The 23,917-nt window shown below is 35.7% G+C and carries 27 protein-coding genes and 1 riboswitch; of the genes, 1 reads left to right on the forward strand and 26 read right to left on the reverse strand.

Going from position 1 to position 23,917, the window contains the following annotated elements; all coding sequences use genetic code 11:
* Positions 1 to 6: 6 nt before the first annotated feature.
* From glyQ to HZY91_RS03230, 10 genes are all read right to left on the reverse strand, one after another.
* Positions 7 to 894 carry a glycine--tRNA ligase subunit alpha gene (glyQ, locus tag HZY91_RS03185; protein WP_197114725.1) on the reverse strand — a complete coding sequence of 296 codons (888 nt, stop codon included), beginning with the start codon at positions 892 to 894 and terminating at the stop codon, positions 7 to 9.
* A gap of 266 nt (positions 895 to 1,160) precedes the next feature.
* Positions 1,161 to 1,940 (reverse strand): DNA repair protein RecO, encoded by a 780-nt coding sequence (recO, locus tag HZY91_RS03190; protein ID WP_197114727.1) that lies wholly within the window; start codon positions 1,938 to 1,940, stop codon positions 1,161 to 1,163.
* Between the two features lie 16 nt (positions 1,941 to 1,956).
* Complete coding sequence (era, locus tag HZY91_RS03195) at positions 1,957 to 2,865, reverse strand: GTPase Era (RefSeq protein WP_197114730.1); 909 nt, start codon at positions 2,863 to 2,865, stop codon at positions 1,957 to 1,959.
* Positions 2,866 to 2,877: 12 nt separating this feature from the next.
* The gene (locus HZY91_RS03200; RefSeq protein WP_197114732.1) at positions 2,878 to 3,279 is read right to left on the reverse strand and encodes a diacylglycerol kinase; all 402 of its coding nucleotides are present in this window, start codon (positions 3,277 to 3,279) and stop codon (positions 2,878 to 2,880) included.
* The gene (gene ybeY / locus HZY91_RS03205; protein WP_197114734.1) at positions 3,257 to 3,736 is read right to left on the reverse strand and encodes an rRNA maturation RNase YbeY; all 480 of its coding nucleotides are present in this window, start codon (positions 3,734 to 3,736) and stop codon (positions 3,257 to 3,259) included. The genes HZY91_RS03200 and ybeY overlap by 23 nt, the downstream gene beginning before the upstream one ends.
* 10 nt (positions 3,737 to 3,746) lie before the next feature.
* On the reverse strand, positions 3,747 to 5,969 hold the full coding sequence (locus HZY91_RS03210; RefSeq protein ID WP_197114736.1) for an HD family phosphohydrolase: 2,223 nt from the start codon (positions 5,967 to 5,969) through the stop codon (positions 3,747 to 3,749).
* Between the two features lie 25 nt (positions 5,970 to 5,994).
* A complete protein-coding gene (locus HZY91_RS03215) occupies positions 5,995 to 6,960 on the reverse strand; it encodes a PhoH family protein (protein WP_197114737.1) in 966 nt (321 codons plus the stop codon).
* A 222-nt stretch (positions 6,961 to 7,182) separates the two neighbouring features.
* On the reverse strand, positions 7,183 to 7,776 hold the full coding sequence (locus HZY91_RS03220; protein WP_197114739.1) for a hypothetical protein: 594 nt from the start codon (positions 7,774 to 7,776) through the stop codon (positions 7,183 to 7,185).
* 230 nt (positions 7,777 to 8,006) lie between these two features.
* Positions 8,007 to 8,180 carry a 30S ribosomal protein S21 gene (gene rpsU, locus HZY91_RS03225; RefSeq protein WP_006417488.1) on the reverse strand — a complete coding sequence of 58 codons (174 nt, stop codon included), beginning with the start codon at positions 8,178 to 8,180 and terminating at the stop codon, positions 8,007 to 8,009.
* A gap of 144 nt (positions 8,181 to 8,324) precedes the next feature.
* On the reverse strand, positions 8,325 to 8,801 hold the full coding sequence (locus HZY91_RS03230) for a Fur family transcriptional regulator (protein ID WP_197114741.1): 477 nt from the start codon (positions 8,799 to 8,801) through the stop codon (positions 8,325 to 8,327).
* Positions 8,802 to 8,861: 60 nt separating this feature from the next.
* Here HZY91_RS03230 and HZY91_RS03235 point away from each other — a divergent pair, with 60 nt between their 5' ends.
* Positions 8,862 to 9,683 carry a pyruvate, water dikinase regulatory protein gene (locus HZY91_RS03235; protein WP_197114744.1) on the forward strand — a complete coding sequence of 274 codons (822 nt, stop codon included), beginning with the start codon at positions 8,862 to 8,864 and terminating at the stop codon, positions 9,681 to 9,683.
* 34 nt (positions 9,684 to 9,717) lie between these two features.
* Here HZY91_RS03235 and HZY91_RS03240 read toward each other — a convergent pair whose 3' ends face one another.
* The 16 genes from HZY91_RS03240 to HZY91_RS03315 form a co-directional block, all read right to left on the reverse strand.
* Complete coding sequence (locus HZY91_RS03240; RefSeq protein ID WP_197114746.1) at positions 9,718 to 10,479, reverse strand: ABC transporter ATP-binding protein; 762 nt, start codon at positions 10,477 to 10,479, stop codon at positions 9,718 to 9,720.
* The gene (locus tag HZY91_RS03245; RefSeq protein WP_197114749.1) at positions 10,479 to 11,495 is read right to left on the reverse strand and encodes a FecCD family ABC transporter permease; all 1,017 of its coding nucleotides are present in this window, start codon (positions 11,493 to 11,495) and stop codon (positions 10,479 to 10,481) included. The genes HZY91_RS03240 and HZY91_RS03245 overlap by 1 nt, the downstream gene beginning before the upstream one ends.
* A gap of 35 nt (positions 11,496 to 11,530) precedes the next feature.
* Positions 11,531 to 12,469 carry an ABC transporter substrate-binding protein gene (locus HZY91_RS03250; RefSeq protein ID WP_197114751.1) on the reverse strand — a complete coding sequence of 313 codons (939 nt, stop codon included), beginning with the start codon at positions 12,467 to 12,469 and terminating at the stop codon, positions 11,531 to 11,533.
* A gap of 61 nt (positions 12,470 to 12,530) precedes the next feature.
* A complete protein-coding gene (gene cobU / locus HZY91_RS03255) occupies positions 12,531 to 13,154 on the reverse strand; it encodes a bifunctional adenosylcobinamide kinase/adenosylcobinamide-phosphate guanylyltransferase (RefSeq protein WP_197114753.1) in 624 nt (207 codons plus the stop codon).
* A gap of 163 nt (positions 13,155 to 13,317) precedes the next feature.
* Positions 13,318 to 14,280 (reverse strand): adenosylcobinamide-phosphate synthase CbiB, encoded by a 963-nt coding sequence (gene cbiB, locus HZY91_RS03260; RefSeq protein WP_197114755.1) that lies wholly within the window; start codon positions 14,278 to 14,280, stop codon positions 13,318 to 13,320.
* The gene (locus HZY91_RS03265; RefSeq protein WP_197114758.1) at positions 14,268 to 15,176 is read right to left on the reverse strand and encodes a GHMP family kinase ATP-binding protein; all 909 of its coding nucleotides are present in this window, start codon (positions 15,174 to 15,176) and stop codon (positions 14,268 to 14,270) included. Before HZY91_RS03265 ends, cbiB begins: the two co-directional genes overlap by 13 nt.
* A 4-nt stretch (positions 15,177 to 15,180) precedes the next feature.
* Positions 15,181 to 15,657, reverse strand: a complete 477-nt coding sequence (locus tag HZY91_RS03270) for an ECF transporter S component (RefSeq protein ID WP_197114760.1) — start codon at positions 15,655 to 15,657, stop codon at positions 15,181 to 15,183.
* Positions 15,658 to 15,783: 126 nt separating this feature from the next.
* Positions 15,784 to 15,900, reverse strand: a riboswitch (cobalamin riboswitch).
* Positions 15,900 to 16,496, reverse strand: coding sequence for a histidine phosphatase family protein (locus tag HZY91_RS03275; RefSeq protein WP_197114762.1), 597 nt, complete (start codon positions 16,494 to 16,496; stop codon positions 15,900 to 15,902). (Overlaps the previous riboswitch by 1 nt.)
* Positions 16,493 to 17,227: an adenosylcobinamide-GDP ribazoletransferase gene (cobS, locus tag HZY91_RS03280; RefSeq protein WP_235991490.1), complete on the reverse strand. Its 735-nt coding sequence runs from the start codon at positions 17,225 to 17,227 to the stop codon at positions 16,493 to 16,495. The genes HZY91_RS03275 and cobS overlap by 4 nt, the downstream gene beginning before the upstream one ends.
* A gap of 5 nt (positions 17,228 to 17,232) precedes the next feature.
* Entirely contained in the window at positions 17,233 to 17,580 is a 348-nt protein-coding gene (locus HZY91_RS03285) for a hypothetical protein (protein WP_197114765.1), read from the reverse strand.
* Positions 17,580 to 18,395 carry a metallophosphoesterase gene (locus HZY91_RS03290; protein ID WP_197114767.1) on the reverse strand — a complete coding sequence of 272 codons (816 nt, stop codon included), beginning with the start codon at positions 18,393 to 18,395 and terminating at the stop codon, positions 17,580 to 17,582. The genes HZY91_RS03285 and HZY91_RS03290 overlap by 1 nt, the downstream gene beginning before the upstream one ends.
* A gap of 30 nt (positions 18,396 to 18,425) precedes the next feature.
* On the reverse strand, positions 18,426 to 19,307 hold the full coding sequence (locus HZY91_RS03295) for a LysR family transcriptional regulator (RefSeq protein ID WP_197114769.1): 882 nt from the start codon (positions 19,305 to 19,307) through the stop codon (positions 18,426 to 18,428).
* 35 nt (positions 19,308 to 19,342) lie between these two features.
* A complete protein-coding gene (locus tag HZY91_RS03300) occupies positions 19,343 to 19,897 on the reverse strand; it encodes a cob(I)yrinic acid a,c-diamide adenosyltransferase (RefSeq protein ID WP_197114771.1) in 555 nt (184 codons plus the stop codon).
* Between the two features lie 21 nt (positions 19,898 to 19,918).
* Positions 19,919 to 21,331, reverse strand: coding sequence for a GlmL-related ornithine degradation protein (locus tag HZY91_RS03305; RefSeq protein WP_197114773.1), 1,413 nt, complete (start codon positions 21,329 to 21,331; stop codon positions 19,919 to 19,921).
* Between the two features lies 1 nt (position 21,332).
* Entirely contained in the window at positions 21,333 to 23,552 is a 2,220-nt protein-coding gene (gene oraE / locus HZY91_RS03310) for a D-ornithine 4,5-aminomutase subunit OraE (protein ID WP_197114781.1), read from the reverse strand.
* Positions 23,545 to 23,916, reverse strand: a complete 372-nt coding sequence (locus HZY91_RS03315; protein ID WP_235991445.1) for an ornithine aminomutase subunit alpha — start codon at positions 23,914 to 23,916, stop codon at positions 23,545 to 23,547. The genes oraE and HZY91_RS03315 overlap by 8 nt, the downstream gene beginning before the upstream one ends.
* Between the last annotated feature and the right edge of the window lies 1 nt (position 23,917).

Genomic DNA, 23,917 nt, shown 5'->3' on the forward strand with positions numbered 1-23,917 from the left:
TACCTCCTAAGCGTCTTTCTTATATAGCATAGGGAAACCTAACGATTCTCTTTCTTCTACAAAAGTTTTGGCCACGCTTCTCGCCAATTTTCGAATCCGGCCTAAATAAGCTGGACGATCTGATGGAGAAATCAAACCACGAGCATCTAATAAATTAAAAGTATGGCTGGTTTTCAAAATATAGTCATATGCAGGATGAACCAAGCGTTCTTCTAGTAAACGCTGTGCTTCTTCTTCATAAGCTAAGAATTGCTCATGTAACAGTTTACCATTTGCTATTTCAAATGAATATTTGGAATGCTCAAATTCTGGTTGCTTAAAAATATCACCATACTTTACCCCTTTTGTCCATAGTAAATCATAGACATTGTCAACATCAAGAATGTACATGGCAATCCTTTCTAACCCATATGTCAATTCTGACGTTACTAAATCCACTTTCATTCCCCCTACTTGTTGGAAATAAGTAAATTGAGTCACTTCCATTCCATCAATCCAAACTTCCCAACCTAAACCTGCGCAACCTAAAGAAGGATTTTCCCAATTATCTTCTACAAAACGAATATCATGTGCTAAAGGATCAATTCCTAATGCCAATAAAGAATCCAAATAATATTCTTGTATTTCTAAAGGTGAAGGCTTCATCACCACTTGAAATTGATGATGTTGGTATAATCGATTAGGATTTTCTCCATAACGACCATCGGCAGGTCTTCTAGAAGGTTCAACGTAAGCAGCATTCCAATATTCAGGTCCATTTGCTCTCAAAAAAGTATAAGGGCTCATTGTTCCTGCACCTTTCTCGGTGTCATAAGATTGAAGAATTAAACACCCTTTCTCAGCCCAAAAATTCTGTAACGTTAATATCATATCCTGCAATGATTCAATTGCCATATTATGACCTCACTTTCTTATTTAAAGATAAAAAATACCCCTATGACAACAATTGTCATAGGGACGAAATATCTTTCGCGGTTCCACCCTAATTCTAGTCATGGACTAGCTCTCATTTTTCAAGTTTTCCCACAAAGACTGCCTTTCGATTCGCTCTAGCTTGCACTATCCTAGAGTCGCTATACTATCTTAATTCTCATGCCTTTGATTGAACAAATTGTACTAATTTTTAAGAAAAATGTCAATCCTAGTTCAAGGCAATTTGACTAGCTCTCTCGAAAAGGAAAATCATTTGTTATCCGCATAAATTTATATATCTCTTCTAAATAAGTCTCACTTTTTAAATGAATACCTACCATATCACGATAGATCTCATGCATTAAACGCCTAATATCTTGATAAGTCGGTTCTGATAATTTAATATTTCCTATCTGCTCAAAAGCAGTTTTTGATAATAATTTCACCACAGCAATGGCTTGGGGCCTAAGTTGAAGGCGGAAAGGATCTTCATTGAAATGTCTCTCACACAATATGCCCTGCTGCTGCATTGAAAAATCCATCGGCCCCTCATGATTGTGGCAGAAAACACATCTATCCCAATCAATGGCTAGCCCAAAACGATGTAAAAGCTGAACTTCCGCTGCAATTTGAAATGGACGAGCTTCATCTGATCGATTAATCATTTGGAGTCCTTTTGCCAAAAACTGATATAAAATTGAATCTGGTTGATTATCTTCAATACTAGCATCTACTAGTTGGCAAAGATAAGCCGCATGAGCTTGTAAAATAGGGTCCATTTGGATTTTACGATGTATATCCAAGGTCTGGGCTTCACGAATAAAGGATAATCCAGTTGAATGAATCGTTCCGATATATTCATGCTGTGACATAGGAATACAATGCTGCTTTAAAGGGTGATTAAGAGCTTGAAGCCCTTTAACAAAAAACATTTTTGTTCCATGTGTTTGGGTAAATATTTTAACTAAAGCGTCCTTTTCTCGATGGGGACGCATAAAAAGAACAATCCCCTCAAAGCTTTCTAGCATACCCCAACACCTCTGCTTAATAATTATCTGGCTGATAGCCAAAATCATTGAGCTGAGATTGACGATCACGCCAATCTCTTTGAACTTTTACCCATAAATCTAAATATACTTTATCTCCTAATAACTGCTCAATATCACGTCGCGCTAATTGACCAATTCTCTTAATCATTGAGCCCTGAGCCCCAATAATAATTCCTTTTTGACTTTTGCGTTCAACGATAATTGTCGCTTGAACTTCTACTTTATCATCTTCATTTCTCTGCATTTGATGGACCTGAACAGCTACGGAGTGAGGTATTTCTTCTCGAGTAAGATGAAGAATTTTTTCTCGAATCAATTCTGATACAACAAAATATTCTGGATGATCCATCACTTGATCAGCAGGATAATATTGAGGTCCTTCTGGCATAATCGCTAATAGACTTTCCAACATTCGATCAACATTATCCCCTTCCCTTGCAGAAATTGGAAAAATCTCAGTAAAGTCTAATTCTTGTTGGTATCGATCAATTATCTCTAAAAGGTCTTGTGATTGACATAAATCAATTTTATTAATCAGCAAAAAGATGGGAAGATTAAGATCTTTAACTTTGTCGATCACAAAAAGATCTCCCGGTCCTATCTTCTCATTTGCATTGACAACCACAAGCACAGCATCTACTCCCTTCAACGCAGAATAGGCAGTTTTAACCATAAAATCTCCTAAAGCATGCTTTGGTTTATGAATACCAGGAGTATCAATAAAAACAATTTGAGCATCTTCACGCGTATAAACCCCTTGAATTTTATTGCGCGTTGTTTGAGCCTTGTCAGACATAATAGCAATTTTTTGTCCCACTATTCGATTTAACAATGTCGATTTTCCTACATTCGGTCGCCCAATGATTGCGACAAAGCCAGAATGAAATTCCTTATTATTTAACATACATACTCCTCATTAAAATCTTTCGATAATAATCTGCCACACTAATGGTAGAAATAAAATTATCCCAATAGCAATAGCTATTAAAGCGGAAATCATTACAGCCGCTGCTGAAATATCCTTAGCCCTTTTTGCTAATGGATGCCATTCATAGTCACAAGCTAAATCAACAACCGCTTCTATGGCAGAGTTAAACAATTCTGCCACAAATACAAACCCCATCGCCACAATCAAAAATAACCATTTAACAAAAGTAAATTTCAACAAAGCAGCTAAAACCATTACTAAACAAGCAGCAAAACTATGAAACCTTAAATTTCTTTCTGTTAAAAAAGCTTGTTTGTAACCATCTAATGCGCTCGATAAAGACTGATAAAAATTATTATTTTTAAAATTATCGCGTGAGTCCATATTCATTTAAAACCTCTTCTTGTATACTGAACATTTCTTCTGCTTCGTCCGCACTTTGATGATCATAGCCATTTAAATGAAGAAAACCATGAACAGCTAAAAAGGCTAGTTCTCGCTCAAACGAATGACCATAATCTTCTGCTTGTTCTTTTGCCTTCTCATACGAAATAATAATATCCCCCAAATGAACAGCAGAAAGCGGGGTATCCTCATCAAGAGTCTGTGCCCAATCCACTTCATCTTCACCTTCCGTTAAGGCAAATGATAGTACATCTGTTGCATCATCCTTGGATCGATAATCACGATTAAGCGTTCGAATGGTCTCATTATCAACAATCGAAACATCCAATTCAAACTCAAAATCAAATGCTAACTTCAAAGCAGCTAATTGTATAATTTCTTCTATCATCTGGACTTGCAAAGAATTTAAATAATTTGAATCATCAATTATCTCTAAAATCATTTACTTCCTCCTACTTCGGATATTCCACCCTTGTATGATACATACTCGCTACCCCTAGAATCAAGGAACGTCGAACGATTCTCAATTCATCTACTGTCAGACCACAGTCTGCAAACTGTCCATCATCAATCTTTCCTTGAATGATTGAATCTACCAATTCCTCTATTCCAGCTTGAGTATGCTCCTTCATTGTTCTCGATGCTGCTTCTAGGGAATCGGCTATCATTAGTATCGCAATTTCTTTTGACTGAGGAATCGGACCTGGATAACGAAAATCACTCTCAGAGATATTCATTTTCTTCTCTTTGGCTTGATAATAAAAATACTGTGTCAAGGTCGTTCCATGATGTTGTTCACAAACATCTATAATAGATTGAGGCATTTTATATTCTTCTAATAGTGCCACTCCCTGAGCCACATGATCAATAATAATGGCAGCAGACTCATCAGGCCCAACCATCCGATGCGGTGACTCAATCCCCCCTGAAACATTCTCTACAAAGAATAAGGGATGTACAGTTTTTCCGACATCATGGTAATAAGCAGCTACACGAATCATTAAAGAATCTCCCCCAATTGCCTCTACCGCATTAGCAGATAAGTTAGCAACCATAATTGAATGATGGTAGGAACCGGGAGCCTTTTCAATCAATAATTTTAAGAGGGGATGATTCAGGTTTGCTAACTGATTAAGCGTCATAGGAGCCTGGCTCGAAAGGATTTGCTCCCAATATGGAAGGAAAAGTGTTGAAATGATAATTCCCACTACATCACTCATTAAAATCATCACAAGAATAGTAGCACCTTGGTCAGAGATCAAGGGGATACTTAGAACAGTCATTATGGGAATGGCAATCAAAAATTGCCACATTAAGACCATAATCAGATTGACTCTCTGTGCCTCTCGACCTAAATCAATGTACGGCATGAGCAAGAAGGAGAGTAAGCTAGAGAACAGGTAGTAAAGACCAATAAAGGTCACCAAAGTCTGATTATCATTATCACTAATAATAAAGATTCCCATGAGATTAACAAAAATAATGACTAATATTGAAACTTGTAAATTGGTCTTATCCTTTAATAAGCTTGGCAGAATAAATAATGGGACTAAAATGGGGGCAAAATTGAGTCCAGATACTTGGATAAATTGTGAAATTTTAATCAAAGTTAATGCACTAGCTAACGCAATGGTATAAGCTGAAAAAGCCAAGCTAGCTTCTCCCAGTCTATTTTCGGGGTAAATCTTAGTAAAATAATAATAGATGACGAATGCATGGACCACAATTAAAATCACAAATATTTGACTTAAATATTGATTAGCTGATGCATCCAGATAGCCAAAAAGATCAAGTTGACGCATGTTATTCTGATTAATAATATGCCCTTCTTGAACAATCACTTGCCCTTGTAAAATATAACTTTCTTGAACCTGTTGGGCGGCTTCATCTTTTAGTCTTTTTGTTTCAGATTCTGAATACACCATTGTAGGTTTTATAAGATGTTCTAGAAAATCAATCGTCGTCTGCTTAGCAAACGAAGACATTTGTGAGGTATTAATACGAGTTCGCAACTTTTCAAACTCAGTTCGAGCTTGACTCGGCATTAATTCTTGTTCTAAAGTAATCGCCACAAAGTCTACGAGATTGCTCTGTAATTCTGATAACTCGTCCTTAGTAATTGAAAAAAGTTGCTGCAGAGAGCGTTGATTTAAGTCCGCAGCCAATTCTTGAACTATAGGATCAGCATTTAAAACCATGGATTGATAAATAATATCTTGTTCAACTGAAGATAATTGGCTAAAAGTCAGTTCCTTCTTATCTTTCAAATCAATCCCTTCAACTTCCTCTTGATCTAGCTGAAGTTGTTCTGAATACTCCGCGAGTATTTTTTCAATATCTTCACGGGAATAAGTGTCATTCCGCATATTTCGAATTAAGCCAAAGTACTGTTCAATCTTATTTAACTGCTGAATTCTAATATCTTCTTGATATAAATAGATATCCGCTACTGAATCACGAGCACGCTCACGATTAATCCTTGTTTGCTCTAAGTCCTCTATCGTTACAGGAGCCAAAATGGTATCTTCCGCTACTTGATTAAGTTGAAAATCATAAGTTTTCGGTCGAATATGTTGATAACACAATAAAAAAATATAGATAGACAAAATAATCGCCACAAAAGGGATAAAGTATTTTCCCATTTTTTGATGAATTAATTGTAATTGTCTATTCATCTTATCTTCTCCTCATTTGAGCCCATTAATTTTCTCGACTATAAGCTCGTATGATATCTGCTACTACAGGATGACGCACAACATCAAATTCATCGAATTTAACAAATTCTATTCGTTTTGTACCTTTTAATTTATGCTCAGCATCGATCAAACCTGACTTAACACCTTTAGGTAAATCTATTTGTGTTTGATCCCCATTGATAATCATTTTTGATCCAAACCCAAGACGAGTTAAAAACATTTTCATTTGAGCAATTGTAGTATTTTGCGCTTCATCAAGAATAACAAAGGCGTCATCAAGCGTTCGCCCACGCATATAGGCAAGAGGTGCTATTTCTATCACTCCTCTTTCCATTAAACGATTAGTTTGTTCCGTTCCATAGACAGTATACAAAGCATCATAGATGGGCCTTAGGTAAGGATCCACTTTTTCTTTCAAATCTCCTGGAAGGAATCCCAAATTCTCTCCAGCTTCTACGGCTGGTCTAGTTAAGATCACTTTTTTTACTTGTCCTTCACGCATAGCTTGAACCGCCATAACCACAGCTAAAAACGTTTTTCCTGTTCCAGCAGGCCCCATTCCAAACACAACATCATGTTGATGAATCGCCTTAACATACTGTAGCTGACCAAAGTTTTTGGCACGAATAGCTGTACCATCCGCTGCTCTACCAATCACTTCTTCATATAAATTAATAAAGTAATCTAGAGTACCATTTTTAGCCATTTTAACTGCTGTTATAACATCCATAGAACGAGGTGTAATATGATGTTCTAGTAATTGAAGTAAACTCAAAAGAACTTGGCGCACCTTTTCTACTTCATCTTCATCATTACCCATGATGGTAATAACTTCACCTCGGCTAGCAATCGATACAGCAAAATGGTTTTCAATCAACCGAACATATTTATCACTAATTCCCAACAATGCGATCAGCCAATCTGGATTGGTAACTGTCACTTGTTTATTAAATGCTTGTTCTTGATTCAAATAGTCGTCTCCTTTTTCGTTTTTCACTTATTTCAGATTACCACAAAACAAGTTAAAATAACATCTATTGGATAATAATATTAAGAAACAAATAGAAGAGGTTGCAAATGACTAATCTCCTGATATCAATCATGTGGAACTTTTATTAAATCACCCTCAATATATATGTTCACCTATTCCTATTTAAATAACGAAATATTTGCACCATCCGATCAAATAAAACTATTTTTTTACATATTCAATGGTCAGCATCCGATTATCCTCTGTGTATTCAGAAAAAAGTAGTGTATTCGGATCTTTTACATATAAATAACTTTTATTTCCTAATATGTAGGAAGAATAATAAGCTTCTTCTAGTTCTTTAGGTGCTCTTAGATAATTAGATAATTTATTGATAGGTAATACTTGTTCTTTGAAAATGACCTCCATCTTCCTTAAATTTTCATCCTGCTTAATAATAATACTAGTGTCTTCAAAGGAATCATCTTCTAAAATGTCTGGATGAATATCACTTATTTCACCCACATAAATTCCTTTAATATTCTCCCCCGTCGCAATTTGATGTAATTGTAATAAAGCTAATTCATTTTTATAATCTGAATCTACCCGAGAAAAATCAATCCCACCATAATTAAGGTTTTGATAACGTTTAGAGTAGTGATAAACTCCTTCATCCCCCCTTAACTCTTCCCACACTTGTTGCTGTTCATTTCCCAGACTATATTTGTTTTGATTTTGAAAATAAGCTAATATCAATATAAAAAATAAGACTCCTAATAAAATATACAAGTGTTTCAATTTATATAATCTATTCATAGAATCCTCCTATAAGAAAAAACTTATTTTAATGGATAATTAATTTGTAATTTATTGAGCAAAACTTATAAAAAAAGAGCATCACATTATCTTTTTAATTTTAATTATACACTTCTTCTGATCAGAAAGAACAATTTAATTTGAAAACATTACAAAAAAAGAGATAGGATCCCATCCCATCTCTAGTGAAAATATAAAATTTTCTTTTATATGTTGCTTAGGCGCTACGCTTAAAACTTGCGTTTACGAGCTGCTTCCGATTTCTTTTTACGTTTAACACTAGGTTTTTCGTAAAATTCACGTTTACGAGCTTCTCTCAAAGTACCGGTTTTAGAAACGTTACGCTTAAAGCGACGAAGAGCGTCATCCAATGATTCGTTATCACGAACTACTGTTTTTGACATATGGTTTCCCCTCCCCCCGAGCTTGTAGTAACCTTTCCTTAGAAAAAACATTCTAAATAAAGTCCTTCAACAATTATATCATTTATCCAATGCTTTTCAAGCACTTACGAGGGATATTTTTAGATTCTATTTTGAATAATTATCTTATTCATTTTTACATTCTTTGCAAAGTCCAAAAACTTCAAATCGATGTGATTCAACCACTACTTCACTAAGATCCGTTGTAATTTCCTGCATTGGACAGGCATCTAAAAGTAAAGTCATCCCACAACTTGTACAAATAAAATGATGGTGATGATGATGAGCATGGTCTGTCACATGACAATCATATCTAAAAAGTTGCTCCTGCTGATATTCAGTTGTCTCTAGTATACCAACCTCTACAAAATCATATAAGTTACGATAGGTAGTATTATAAGACATGGTTGGGTATTTTGCTTCGAGTGCATTATGAATATTTAAAGCCGTTAAATACCTTTGATTTTGTGCAAAAAGGGTTAAAATTTCTCTTCGTTTTTTGGTCGTTTTAAAACCAGCTTTTTTTAAGGCCTGAATTCCCTTTTCCACAAGTTCTTCAATTTCTGAAGAAATTTCCTTTTCTTGCATCTTAATAGCTTTCAAATAGTCACCTCATTTCCAGTTATGGTAAAATTAACTTAAGTAATATATTAGGGGGAAGCCATGACATCTCAAGATACAACATTGCATATTTATATCATTTCCGATTCGATTGGTGAGACTGCTCTAAATGTTGTTCGAGCAACTATTGCCCAGTTTCCTGATGTTCATTCAGTATTACATAAATTTACGTTTGTTTCAACTTCAACACGTCTACAACCTATTCTTGATCAAGCATATAAAGATCAAGCGATTCTTTATCTAACAATTGCTGATCCTGAGCTCGCAAAAGCAACTGAAAAATTTTGCCAAAATCGAAATCTCACCTATTTTAATCTCATGCAGCCAATGCTTGATGCTATTTATAATAAAACAGGTCATAGCCCTTCTCAAATAGTGGGTGCTCAACATGAATTAAGTGATGAATATTTCAGTCGAATTAATGCCATGGAGTTTACAATAAAATATGATGATGGCAAAGATCCTAAAGGATTTCAAGAAGCAGACATCATCTTACTCGGTATTTCAAGAACTAGCAAAACCCCTTTAAGTATGTATTTATCCACTTTAGGTTTCAAAGTTGCCAACCTTCCTCTTATCCCTGAAAATGAGCCTCCTCAAATTCTATTTGAAGTGGATCGCAAGAAAATCATCGGATTAACCAACGATTTAAATGTCGTTCAAAAGTTTCGTAATAACCGCATGATTGAATATGGACTTAGTGCCAATACCCAATATGCTTCAAACGAGCGAATAACAAAAGAATTACAATATGCTGATACCTTATACAAAGAATTAGAAGTCCCTGTCCTAAATGTTGCGGAAAGAAGCATTGAAGAGTCAGCACATATTATTATTAATATTCTAAATTATAATATCAAATAATAAACTTCCCTTTACTGAAGTAAAGGGAAGTTTATTAAAAATGAGTCCAAATTGCATGCTTATCTGATAGATAATGAGGAACATCCATTTGGTAAACATGTTGTAATTCTTCAGATCGAAACACCTCTTTTGCTTCATCATATTGACGAACCTCTCCTTTATCAAGCAAAAGAGCATGGCTGCCAAATTTACATGCCAGACTTAAATCATGTACAACAGATAAGATAGCTCGCCCTGGAATCTCTAACCATTTAATTAATGCTTCAAACAATTCCTTTTCAAAAACAAGATCTAAATGGTTGCTGGGTTCATCTAAAATCAATAAATCTGGCTCTTGTGCCAATACTTGTGCTAAAAAAGCTCTTTGAACCTCTCCTCCAGATAAGCTTAGCATCGATTGATCCCTCTTATCTGCTAGGCCCGTTTGCTCAATGACCTGATCTATCATCTTATAATCCCTCGCAGATAAATTCTTAAACCAGCCGGACATATGGGCATAACGGCCTAAGGCCACTATCTCCTCTACAGAGTAATCAAAATCAATCCCATGATGTTGTTCTAAGAAAGCGATTTGTTTAGCCCTATCTTTCAGTGATTTTTGTTTAAGATCTTGACCTTTAAATAAAACTTTTCCACAATAATCATACTGCCCAGCAATGGCTTTTGTAATGGTACTTTTTCCTGCACCATTTGGGCCACATACCATCAACCATTGACCTTCTAATAAAGAAAAAGAAACATTGGAAATAATCTGATGACCCGAACGATTAACTTCTAGTTGATTAACCTCTAACACTATAACCGTCCTTTCTTTCTAGCAAATATGACAAGGAAAGTAATCGTTCCAATCAGTGAAGTGATAACACCAATAGGAATTTCAACTGGACTCGCCATGGTCCGAGCCAATAGATCAGCTAACATTAAAAAATTTCCTCCAATTAAAATAACTGCAACCACGAGTTTACGATGATTGGGTCCTACTATTAAACGACTAATATGCGGAATGATTAAGCCAACGAACGGTATACTTCCAGCAACCGATACACTTACCCCAATCATAATAGAACTCGCAATAAATAAAATTATTCTTTTTCGGAAGACATTCACTCCAAGATTATGCGCAATATTCTCTCCAATAGCAAAAGCATTCAATTCTTGAACATTAAACCCTATCATGAGTCCTCCAATCACAACGGCTAATGTCAGCACAATCACATCTGGATACCTTGCTCCTGACAGTGATCCCATCGTCCAGAAAATAATCGATTTTAACTTATCATTACTAAATACAATCAACAAATTCAATGCAGATGATATCAACATCGAGAACATAATTCCTGTCAAGATAACCGTCATATTGTTCATTCTTTGATCTAAATGATAAGAAAAAAATAAAATAATTAGTAAAGATAAGAACGAAAATAGAATAGCCATAATAAAAGTTGACCCAAAATAAAGATTAGGTAAATAAAAACCAAAAGCAATTGCCAATGCAGCTCCTAATGAAGCCCCTGCTGAGATTCCCAAAGTCGAACCATCAGCAAGTGGATTTTTCAATAAACTTTGCATGGTCATACCACTTAATGAAAGAGCAATTCCTATTAAAAAAGTTGCCATTATTCGAGGAATACGAATGTTTACTAAAATATTCTGATATTGAGGGTTTACTTCCCCAACATTCAAATGAAATTGTGCTATTAATATCTTGGCAGTTTCTACAATTGGAATTTTAACACTTCCGATCGTACAGCATAATAGAAAAATAAATAAACTGATTAACAAGCCACCTAGCAAGCGGGATCCTCTCAGCATTGACTCACCTCTTTTCAACTTTTTTAATAATCTAATTAGCGATCATATACATATTCATAAAGGGTCTTTATCGCTTCCATTAAACGAGGCCCAGGACGAGTAAAAGCACTATTATCTACAGCGAATACCTGATCATTTTTAACTGCATCGATATCTTGCCACCCCTTACGCCCCATAATTTCTTCTTCAGGTGTAGGCGCTTCTGTATCATAATGCTCTGCAGTTGTTAAAATAATGCTTGGATTTAACTCAATTACTTTTTCTTCCGAGACTTCAACAAATCCTTTCTGATCCGCAAACACATTTTCTAAACCAAGCATTTGTCCCATTTCATCCATAAAAGTTTCATTTCCTGCAGTCCATAAACCATATTCTAAAGGAGTAATTTCGTAATAAACGCTTGCATCTAGCTCTTCTTCTTTTGCCTTTTGAGTATATTCTTCGAACGTTTGAGACATGTCTTCAATTAATTCATCTGCTTCTTTTTCGTGTCCAACAATTTGTCCTAGTAATTCGATGGCTTCATATACTTGATCGATCGTTTTGGCATCCGTAACAAAGACCGGAATTCCAGCTTCCTCGATACTCTTAAGTTGATCTTCTGATAACGCCATTGTCGTCATAATCACTAATTGCGGATCCAACGCCACTAATTCTTCCACGTTCAAATCCTCACCTGTAGCTACCACAGGAATATCTTGTACGTCCTCTTCAGGATAATCAACATAGGTACCACGTCCTACTAAAGTATCTCCAGCACCAATTTCAAAAAGAATCTCAGCATCAGCAGGCATCAACGAAATTATTTCAGTAGCAGGTCCTTCCTCTAAAACAACTTCTCTTCCTACCATATCCGTAATTTTTAAGGCTTGAGATGTTGATTCTTCTGCATTTACTACTGGTTGATTTGAAAAGGCCAAAGTAAAGGTGAATAAGACTCCAAAAATCGTTTTAAAAATGGTTTGTTTTTTCATAATTTCCTCCTTGCAATTTGTGTGACTAATACTCTTCTATAATACAACTTGAAATACCCATTCACTCTCCGAGAGCTTCACCTCCCTTAATTTTCATTGGTATACCAGATATTAACCAGTAAACTTGCTCAGCTTCCCGCGCCAATTCCTGATTAACTATTCCTTGTAGATTTCTAAATATTCTTGCCAACTTATTATTTGGAACAATCCCAGAACCCACTTCGTTAGATACAATCCAAACCGATATATCTGAATTTCCAACAGCTTTTAACAGTTTGAATAATTCATTTTTTAGGAATTGTTCACTAGCGCTTATCTCACTCATTGTTAAATGATCAATATATTGTTCTACTTCTTGTCCAGAAGAATTCGCATTTGCTTTCCAATAATCAAATAATATATTGGTTACCCACACCGTTGCGCAATCAATTAAGATTCCTTGATATGATTTTTCGATCTCAATAATTAGTTGATCAAGCGATTGATATTGCTCAAAAGTTGTCCATTCTTTTGGTCGACTTTGTTGATGCAATTTAATACTCCGCTCCATTTCTTCATCACCAAATTCTCTAGCCTGAGTAGCAATGTAGGCGATCGGCTCTTTTTGAGAATTCATTATATCTTGTTCCGCAAAAGAAGATTTTCCACTTTTAGCCCCGCCTGTTATATAAATTAGCTGTCCCATTTCTTTTCAATCCCACCTTCTTCAATTATCTGAATTAGCTTTTCAAAGTTTAAATGTTCTTTGACAGACTGTGCCCATTTATTGCATTCCTTCTTGCAAAATAATCCTTCATTAACTCTGTCGGGGCTTATCCAAGTATTCTGCAATATAATTGATTTCATCTTCAACTCAAAGCCCCTTTCAGATAACTAATCATGAACAACACCACAAAGATAAGCGCAGCGATACAGTACAATAGATTGATTATTTTTGAAATATCCTCTATAACAATTCTGTTATCATCATCCCCAATCCATGGCTTATCAACATAGACTCCGTGGTAATAATGACCTCCTCCTAATCTTATCCTCAAAGCACCTGCAGCTGCTGCTTCTGGAAACCCTGCATTAGGCGACGCATGTCGATAGCAATCACGTTTCAAAATTTCCCAAGCCTTTCGCCAGCTGTATCTGCATAAAAAACTTGCAATGATTATCAAAATAGCACTTACCCTAGCTGGTATATAATTAAAAATATCATCAACTTTTGCTGAAAAACGTCCTAAATAGTTAAAACGTTCATTTTTATAGGCAACCATTGAATCTAAGGTATTAATCATTTTATAAAGCATCGTTAGATAAGGCCCCCCTAGTAAACTATAAATGAGGGGTGCAACGAAACCGTCAGAAGTATTTTCTGCAACTGTTTCGATCGTTGCTTGTATCACTTCGTCTTCACTTAAATGATGAGTCTCACGTCCAACAATCATACTTACTTGCTGTCGTCCTGCCACAATTCCTTCTTTTAACAAAGCCTGTTGAACTTTTTTAGCCTCTCTTGCTAACGATCGTACACTGAAAGATGAATAATAACAGTAAATAGCTATAAGATTGGATAAATATGGATGAATTTGCTTTGAAATTATAAATATAATGCTTAATATTCCCATTGTTATACAACATAAACTAACCCATAAATATACGCCTCGAAGGAATTGTTTTTTATATGAGAGTGTAGAATCTTCAAAGCGATCCAGATAATAATAAATATAATTCCCCATAAATTTTACAGGATGTGGCCAAGAATATGGATCGCCAAAGAGCAAGTCTAAAAGAATCGCTATTAAGATCAGGACTATTCGATCCATTTTATCTCACTCCCACCTTTAACCGTTTTATAATGATTAATCTGGTATGTATCAGTTAAGCCATCTATTTCTTTCAACATCTTTGTAAGACTTAAACTCGTCTGTAAAGCTGGATCATACCAAATGGCAATAACTGAACCTGAATGGGCAATGTTAATCCCCTTGATCCCTTTCGTCTTTCTGATCGAAAGAATTTCTTTAAATAAAGGCTTTGCTCTAAGATGTTGATTAAGCTTTGCTGATTGAATAGCCAACTCTCCCAAATCCGATAGCCTCAATGGCCCAGAAAGAATTTGACTATAATCATCATATAAATGTTGATATTTCAAATAATTATCTTTCATCCATTGCTGATAAATTGAACTTTGATAGTAACTGACAGTTGAAATTATTTCGGTCGACTCTAAGCACAACAAATCAAATTGTGGATAAGCTTGGTATTTCCCATAAATCTCTCCACTTAAAAAATCTACTAATGTGAGATGGTTGAAAATTATATTATCAGTAGGTTCCACCTGGATACAAAGTTGAAAAATAGTTTCATCACTCACTTCCAAACCAAACCAGCACGCGATACTTTTGGCTAAACCTGATAAGTCTGCAGTCGAAGAACCCATCCCTTTTCCAACTGGAATCTGTGAATCAATCTCAATCATCAAATTTTCTATTTCTTGATAAGGAATTCCCCATTCCTTCGAAAGAATCTTTAGTAAGTTTTGGCATTTTGAAGGAAGTGGCGTTCTCGTTCCATTAGATGATTTAGAAATAGTGATATGACTATAACAATTAATAGGATAAGCAGATAAAAATGCTTTAGTACCTATAGCGCCCTCTACAATTTCCCCGCAACTCGCAGGTGTTTTACATTTTAAAAAAACCTTTTCTCTATTCATCATTCAATCATCTTCTCATTTTGCCCATAAACTGATACATAAGAATAGCTAGAAAAATATTAGCTAAACTGGCTACTGTTAACGGAACAAACAAAGTCACCACCACACCCCATCCTATAATAGGAATCATACATAATAAGGAGAGTCCTACATTTATCAATAGACCGATTGCTACCGCCAATAGAGTTCGAATAACTTGAGTAAATTGCTCCATATGATAACATTTGCCAAATAAATACATTGTGATCCCCATATTAAACATAATCACAATATGAGCAATCCCTCCCATAGGAAAACCAGAAGTCAAAGCAGTCGCAAAGTGACCTAAACTCCCCACCCAAAAACCTGCAATAGGGCTCATTAACATCGACGCTAGAAAAGCTGGTGCAGAATCGAGAGCAATGCTCGAAAGAAATTTAATATTAGCTCCTATAATTGATAAAGTTAGCAACAAAGCCATTGTTGTAAGTTTTTTTGTTTTCATTCTTTTCTACCCTTCTATTAACAACTTTAATAAAAAAAGACCAGATAGTTGTCACTATATCTGGTCTTTAGAATAATCTACATTGATATTTAATATGTAAAAAGTTACTAAACCCTGAGAAGTAACAATATTTATTTTGATTGGGCAGGTAACCTGACTTAGATTTCTCTTCACAGTAGCAAGGGGCTGTGTAGGACTTCCACCTACTTCCCCTGTCCAATCACTAAATGTCAACGAACATTTCATCCTTTTGAATTAAAATCGTTTATATCCAACGTTATTTCAACATAGTCTCCTTGCGGAAATTTATAATCCCAGAAACTCTTTCCTATCATTGGATCATAATAATCTTTTATCAATCTTAATACCCCTAAGTGACACATTAATAATACTGTACTTTGATTAGAAATACTAGTAAGTGTCGAATCAATTGCTAATAACACTCTGTCTTTAAAAGATAGAAATGTTTCTCCTTCCGGGAAGCAAAATGCAAATGGATTTTCTATATATTCTTTCCAAAGGGTAGGACTTTTTTGCTCAATTTCATTAGCAGTTAAACCTTCCCATTTACCAAAATCGATTTCTGATAAACCTTCCACTTTTTTTACTTTTACTGATGGGTAATGAGTGTTTTCCATAATAATTTCAGCACTTTCAACACACCTATTTAAGGAGGAAGAAAGAATAATATCTACTGATGGCTGAGTTATCCTTAACTTCTCAGCTAATTCTTTCATTTGATCTTTTCCAGTCTGATTTATAGGACAATCTAAGCTTCCATAGAACCTAGATTCTTGATTCATTTGTGTTTGACCATGACGAGCAAGTAATAATTTCATGACAATATCTCAACCATTATCAAAAATATCACTTGGCCAATTAAAACAGAAGCCCCCATCGTATCACCCGTCATTCCTCCAATTTTACGATAGACATATCGTCGATACAGAAAAATCATCCCCATACTCATTACATAGGCTAAGAACCATTTCAAATTAAGTAAAGATAAGAATAATAAATAAAACAGCTGACAAATAACGATTTGATTAGGTTTAATTCCTTCAAATAAACTTCCTAATCCCGCTGGATTCTTACCCACATAATGTAAATTAAAAAAAGTTAGCGTGAGTAATGAACGTCCAGTCGCAGCCCAAACCAATGGAAGCATCCAGTCATTAACATGTCGATCAATAAAAGCCTGACCAAAGAGATATGTAAGTAGAAAATAACATATTAGAACAACGGTCCCGTTTGACCCAATTAAGGAATCTTTCATAATTTCAAGCATTTTATCTGGCTTTCTGCCAGACAAAAGACCATCAAATGTATCGGCCAGAGCATCATAGTGAAAAGCATTCGTCAAGATAACATCAAATACCATCACAAGTCCCCAAGTAAGATAAGCATCTAGCATATGACTCAATACAAACCAGAAAAAAGCTAACAAACTTCCATATAGAATACCGTAGAAAGAGAAAAATACTATACCTTCTTTGAATTGTTTGTCTGGTTCTTCAACCAAATAGTTAATAGGAATCTGAGTGAAAAACTGAAAACATAGAATAATCATTTTTATCACACAAATTCTCCTATCCTGATAAAATTTGAAAATTTCTCTTGTAAATGATACGCAATTTGAGTAGTGCCTACCATTAATAATGATGTTGCAGGACCCCTCAATTGGTAGATTTGAGGTAGAGCATGAATTAAATTGATTAAAAAAACAGCACAAATATTTATGCGAAATAATTCTAACAAAGAAACTCTTACAGCCATTTGGGCAATAATTCGAGGTGGAACGCACACCTTATCATGCACTTTATTTCTCATTTCTGCTGAACTATCAGAAGCTGTCATACAAACTAAATCATCTGTGACGGTTATAATCGATATGTCACAATAATGTCTTGTTGTGCTCTCCATCAAATTTCCACCCATTTCATTGCTTCAGTTATATTAGATAATAAATCTGTTCCTTTTGCCCACTCTCTTTCAGTCCCCAAGCAACAAGTATGAAATTGGATCTGATCACGATAGCATGACTGACGTGAATGAACGTGTCCCATACAACTATATTTAATCGGAAAATCTCGATAAATCTTATCAAAATCATTCGTTGAGATAAACGCATTAAAATAATCAATATCTTCTTGAAATTTTGGATCCGATGGAATTTGCAGCTCAGGAATCGTCACCATATGAGTCACTAAAATAATGTGATCCGTCCGAAAAATTCCAAGCTGCTCTTCCACTTGCTCACAAAAATACTGAGACATTGAGGAATCGTCTTTCCCCCAATAAATTTTCTGTTTATCCATCCAGTGATAGCCTTGATAATACCCTTTATCTAAAAACGCCTTACTATGTCGGCCCTTATTAGCATAGTGATTATACCAGGCACAAGTGCCGATTAATAACCAATCTTCCTGTAATAATATGGGTTCACGCATCAGGCTCTGAGGATGTTCCTGATAAAGTTTCAATAAATCCCACGCATCTTGCTTATTAGACCAAAAATCATGATTTCCTGGTACAAAATAAGTAGGAAACCCTAGGAAATCCTGTAATTTTTCCATAAAGTGAATAGTTAAAAGATAATCATTAGAAATATCTCCAGCCACCACTAAAAGGTCAGCATTATTCGCTTGACACACATTTTTAATCTTCTCGAAAAGATCAAATTTTGTGTACGTTGTTTGCAAATCATAATGAATATCAGCTATAAAAGCTATCCTCATACCTAACCTCAATCTTTAGTTACTCAATGATTAAACCCATCTAACTCGATATTTACTACGAGGGTTAGCTATTTCTGTAGTAATATCATAAAATGCTAACACAATATTATCTCTAACACTTTTATTAATCACTAAATATATAGGATCCCTAACAACTAAAGTTTCCACAATTTTTATTCTTTCTTGATCAATATCTTCAGCCATACGTCCCAAACGAACAACGCCTACTGTCTTATGACGCAAAATCGCTTCATGCACCACTTCATCACTAGTTGTATTAATAATATCTAGGGGTTCATTTAAGAAAGGAAATATATTTTCACTCTTATAATACTCGGTCTCATCAATGACTAAAGGATATTTAGCTAAATAATCAATGGTCGTATATTCTTCCTGAAAAATAGTATGATTCACACATACTCCAACTTTTTCTTCGCCAATCTGAACACTTTTAAAATCATTAGGTAGCATATTGCCAGAAATAATTCCGACATCAATCTCACCCTTTAACAGTTTTCCAACTGTATCCTGATTATTTGAACCAATAAGGGAATATTTTACCCCAGGGTATGCTGCTCTCATTTTTTTAATAGCAGGCATAAAATATTCATAACAATAATAATCATGTCCCTGCAATTTCAACTGCTGAACACCATTCCCCTGAATGGCAATCTCTTCAATCGCTTTTAATTCATGAATGATTTTTAATGAACGCGCATATAATTCATGACCAGCTTTCGTTAGCTGATATTTTCCTTCACCTCTAACCAGCAAGATTGTTTGCAATTCTTCTTCCAAATACTGAATATGTTTCGTCACAGTTGGCTGTGAATAATTCAACTTAATGGCTGCTTTAGACAAGTTAAGTTCTTCTGCTACTACTTGAAAAGTCTGAAGTGCTTTTATTTTCATAAGTTCCCTACATTCTTTCAGATGAGATCATGTGCTTACCGAAAAACTTTCCCTGATCGTTCATAAAAAGTTTCCTGATGATCCATTTGGTGATTAACTAAACGTGCAACCACAAAAAGATAGTCCGATAATCGATTAAGAAACTTTAACACATTAGGATTAGATTCTGTTTCATTTTGAAAAGAAACAACACATCTTTCTGCTCTTCGACAGACGGTTCTAGCATAATGTAGCATACTCGCTTCGAGAATCCCTCCAGGTAATATAAAAGATTCAATTTTAGCTGGAATATCACTATATGCATCAATCCGTTCTTCTAACCAATCGATTGCTTCTTTTTTGGTACGATAGTCCATGTAACCATGAGGAGTGGCTGTATCTGTACCGCAATCAAATAACAATTGTTGGATTTCCTGCAACTCTTCCTTAACCGTTTGTTCAATATTAGGGTAAGAAATAATAACACCCACTAAAGAATTAAGCTCATCAATTGTTCCATATGCTTCTACTCTAATGTGATCTTTAGGAACAACATCCATACCAATAATTCGAGTTTGACCTTTATCGCCTGTACGAGTATAAACTTGCATCTAGCTCTCCCCTATCATACTTTATTCTTCAGTATCTGTTTCCATTTCAACTGATTCATCTTTATTATACGTCAAAATTGGAAATCGTAAAGTCTGCTCTAGCAATTCCATGGCAGCCTTTTCATGCGCAGTGGCTAGAACTCCTAAAGAAGACATAATATAATCATGATCTAAAAGTATTATCAATTCCTTTTTTGGTAAGAGTTTTAAAGAATCACGTGTTTTTCGTATTTTTCCTAGAGTTGTTTCTGCTCTTGATAGGTGGGTCAAAGCTCCCCCCGTCCCAATCACAAATCGCACGCGACTTAAGTCTTTACCTTCTGCTAAAGTAGAACGTCCCGTTGGTCCATAGACATAGCGAATAGATCCCACATGACGATCAACAGCAGTTAGAGTAGCGGTTTCCGTTAAGAGACTGAGAAATTCTCTTTCCTCTTCCGTTGTGGGGATCCCTGTGTAACTTTCCTTAATTTTATCAACATCAAAACCTTGCTCCTCTAACTTCTCTCTTCCATAAAGATCAACGACATGATCAAAATTTACATAGAGACCAATATCTCCTTCAACGGTTCTTTTTGCTAGAGGCTCAGGTGCGGTTGAAATTTTATTAATATAATTTGTTCCTTTGGTAACAGAGTGAACATCTGTTGTTGCCCCACCTACATCAATCACCATCACATCCCCCACGTATTGATGGAAAAGTTTAGCGATATTCATCACAGATCCTGGCGTTGGTGAAATCGTTCCGTTCACCATCTCGTAGATATGTTCCATCCCGGGAGCATGAATAATATGCTTTTCAAAGGCATCTTGAATTACTTTCCTGGTGGGTTCAATATTTAAATCATCTATTTTCGGGTAAACATTTTCCACCAAAAATACTTCTTGATTACTATCTTCAAAAATCAACTTAATTTCTTCCTGATTTTCTATATTTCCTGCATAAATCACAGGAATAGTTAAACCTATTCCTGCGATCATTTCACTATTATCGAGAGCCGTATGCCGCTCTCCATAATCAACACCACCTGCAATTAAAATAATATTAGGATCTGATTCTTGAATTTTTTTCAAATCACTTCGTCTTAACTTTCCCGCCGTAACAAAGCGGATGACTGCACCTGCTCCTAGTGCTGCTTCTTTCGCAGCACGAGCAGTCATATCAAACACTAAACCATGGACTGTCATTTTTAGACCACCTGCAGCTGAAGATGCAGCAAACATTTCATTATATTGTAACTCATCTACTTGTAAATTATCTTTTAAATTTTCAATACTATTTTGTAGTCCGATCCTGACATCCCCATCTTCAACTGTGGTTTTTGACTGACCTTGACCAATAAATGAAGGTTTTTCTCCACTAGTAATTCCATTAAAAGCATTCACAACTGTTGTCGTTGACCCAATTTCAGCTACAAGCACATCTACTTTCATATTAGTTCTCCTTCTCCATTTGCCAACGTTTTTCGACTAAAGCAGTGGCCACATCGACTCCTTTACTTCCACGTCCAAAAGCAGCATCCATACCATTTTTGAGTCCAATCTCTGGAATAACTTGCGTCCCTCCAGCAGCCAAGATAATACGATCCCGTATTCCTTTTTCAATCGCTAAATCATTGATACGCTTCATATTCTTATAATGAATATCATCATGGGAAATAATAGTAGAGGCTAAGATTCCATCAGCATTCAACTCAATTGCAGCATCCACCATTTTTTCCACTGGCACACTAGTACCTAAATAATGTACTTTTATTCCGTACTTTTCAATACCGCCATGTTTAATATCAATAATTTCCCGCAATCCAACAGAATGCTCATCTTCTCCAACTGTACCTGCCACAAGGGTCATCCCTTTACGTTTAATATCGGCCATAATTTCATCATCTGTTAATACTTCTGGTTCTTCAGGTACAATTAAAGTTTCTTTATTAATTGCAAAAGATAAACGCCCTTTCATCTCAATTCTTGTACCTTCAGCATATTGAAGAACTTCAGTATTAATGACTTCACACTCTTCTAAGCCCATTTTCTTACCTATTTCTAGGGCTGCAAATTCTGCCACTCGTTTTGATTCAGGCAACATGAATGTGAGTAGGATGATACCATCACCTTTCCACTCAGCTTCTGGATGAATTAAGCCTTCCTCACGATACTTTTTAGTTTCTTCTAAACGAAGGTTTACATTATCATTTTCATCTAATTCGTCAATATAAACGATCTTACTATGATCTTCTAAAGTGGATCCTTTGATTAGTTTACTTGGATCTTCAACAGCGCTTTCATTATATTGGGCTACATTATTATAACCAAAATGAGCCGTAACAGGTGCTAAGTAATCTTCATCACGCTTATAAATCGTTCCTGCGCCAATTCCTCCATTAATTTCCCGTTTAATACCATCTTCATTTCGTTCAGGATAATTACCAGAATCAACAAACATAGTATTTTCAACGGCATTAAAATAGCCTCCCTGCTCTACAATGGCTTCCATAAATAGAACCGCTCGTTCTTTTAACTCCCGAGCCTTTTCACGAAGAGGTCCTTCATCTTTTAATTGTACCATTTCATTAAATCCATCTAGACCCTGGAAGACTTGCTTCGCTGTATCCACCGCTTCAATATTATAAATGTGCCATGGAACGTTACGCCCTTCATCAGGAGTAATCGTCGATTGAATATCTGCGCTAGTCAACTTCGAAATTAGTAAGTTTAATGTATGTGTCACAGTCGCTTCTCGAGTTGAAGCTTCCATATATTTTGTATTTTGTTGTGCACGCATTCTAAAATCAGCAAAGAACTCTCTTAAAGCTACGGCATACGGCAAATCTAAGTACATCGATGGAGCAGGAGGTGCAGTTGGTGGAACCGTTGAAAGACATATATTAGATGGTTCAATTCCAACTTTATAAGAAAAAGCAGTATTAATTGCATGTTGCACCATTAATTCTGGCATGACTTTCCATGCTTCTCGTGCAGTTGCATTAGCATTATGGGCTCCATCAATTTGTGCAATATCCGCCCAAGCCATTACTTTTTTAGCTTCGCAAGCATCCACAAAAGAACGAACCATATTTATATTCCGATACAGAACATTATATTGAGGATCTTGGTGCGCTCCATTCACACCCTCTTCAGCAAACATTACTGCAATCTCAGGACCAGCAATTCCAGATATATAAGAGTGATAATTAATCGGACGTCCAACTTCCTCTTCGATCATATCCAAGGCTTTTCTTTGAGCACGGACTTGTTTACGAGTAATTGGAATACCACCAACTCCTTGAGGAGTTCCTTCAATTAAGCCATCAAAATGCGACTGACCAGCCGTCCGAATAACCATAATATGGTCGGCCCCATGCCAAGCAGCCATTCTCATACGGCGAATATCATCCTCAAAGCGTCCTGATGCGATTTCTGTTGTGATTGTAGAGGTCCCTTGGGGATCAATATTATCAAAGTATTTAGCAGATGGAAGAGGCACCCCTTGTTTTAAACTTTCTGACATATCTTTATACTCAAAGGAATGCATTTTATAAAGGGGTTTTGGTGTTCTCCAAACCCATCCGCGTCTTTTGGGTTTGTAGTCTTCTAACTTGTCTAAAATTTGATGAATATCTAATTTCACATCTCTTTGCAACTGGTCCTTATTCATTATGTCCACCACCTTTAAAAATTTCTAAGACTTGATCCCAATGATTTCCATCTCCTAATTCTTGTCCAGCTGTACGGATATCAAGATCATTTTCTTTAGCAATACGATAAACAATATGACCAGCGCCTTTTCCCATCAAATCATGCTTTAAAACTTGATCGACCACAGCGGTTGCCTCAATAGAGGAAAGACCCATCCTTAACAAAACTGATCTCTCAATCGAAGGAGAAGTGTATTCATGACCCAGGTCTAATAAGGGTTGAACAATTTCTTCAGCCAATTGCCAAAACCTATCCTTCAATTCTTCATCAGAAAGATTCGCTAAATGTTGTCTTTTCTCATCAAACATATCTTTGTTAGTCATT

The organism is Facklamia lactis (assembly GCF_015863205.1).
GTDB lineage: Bacteria > Bacillota > Bacilli > Lactobacillales > Aerococcaceae > Facklamia > Facklamia lactis.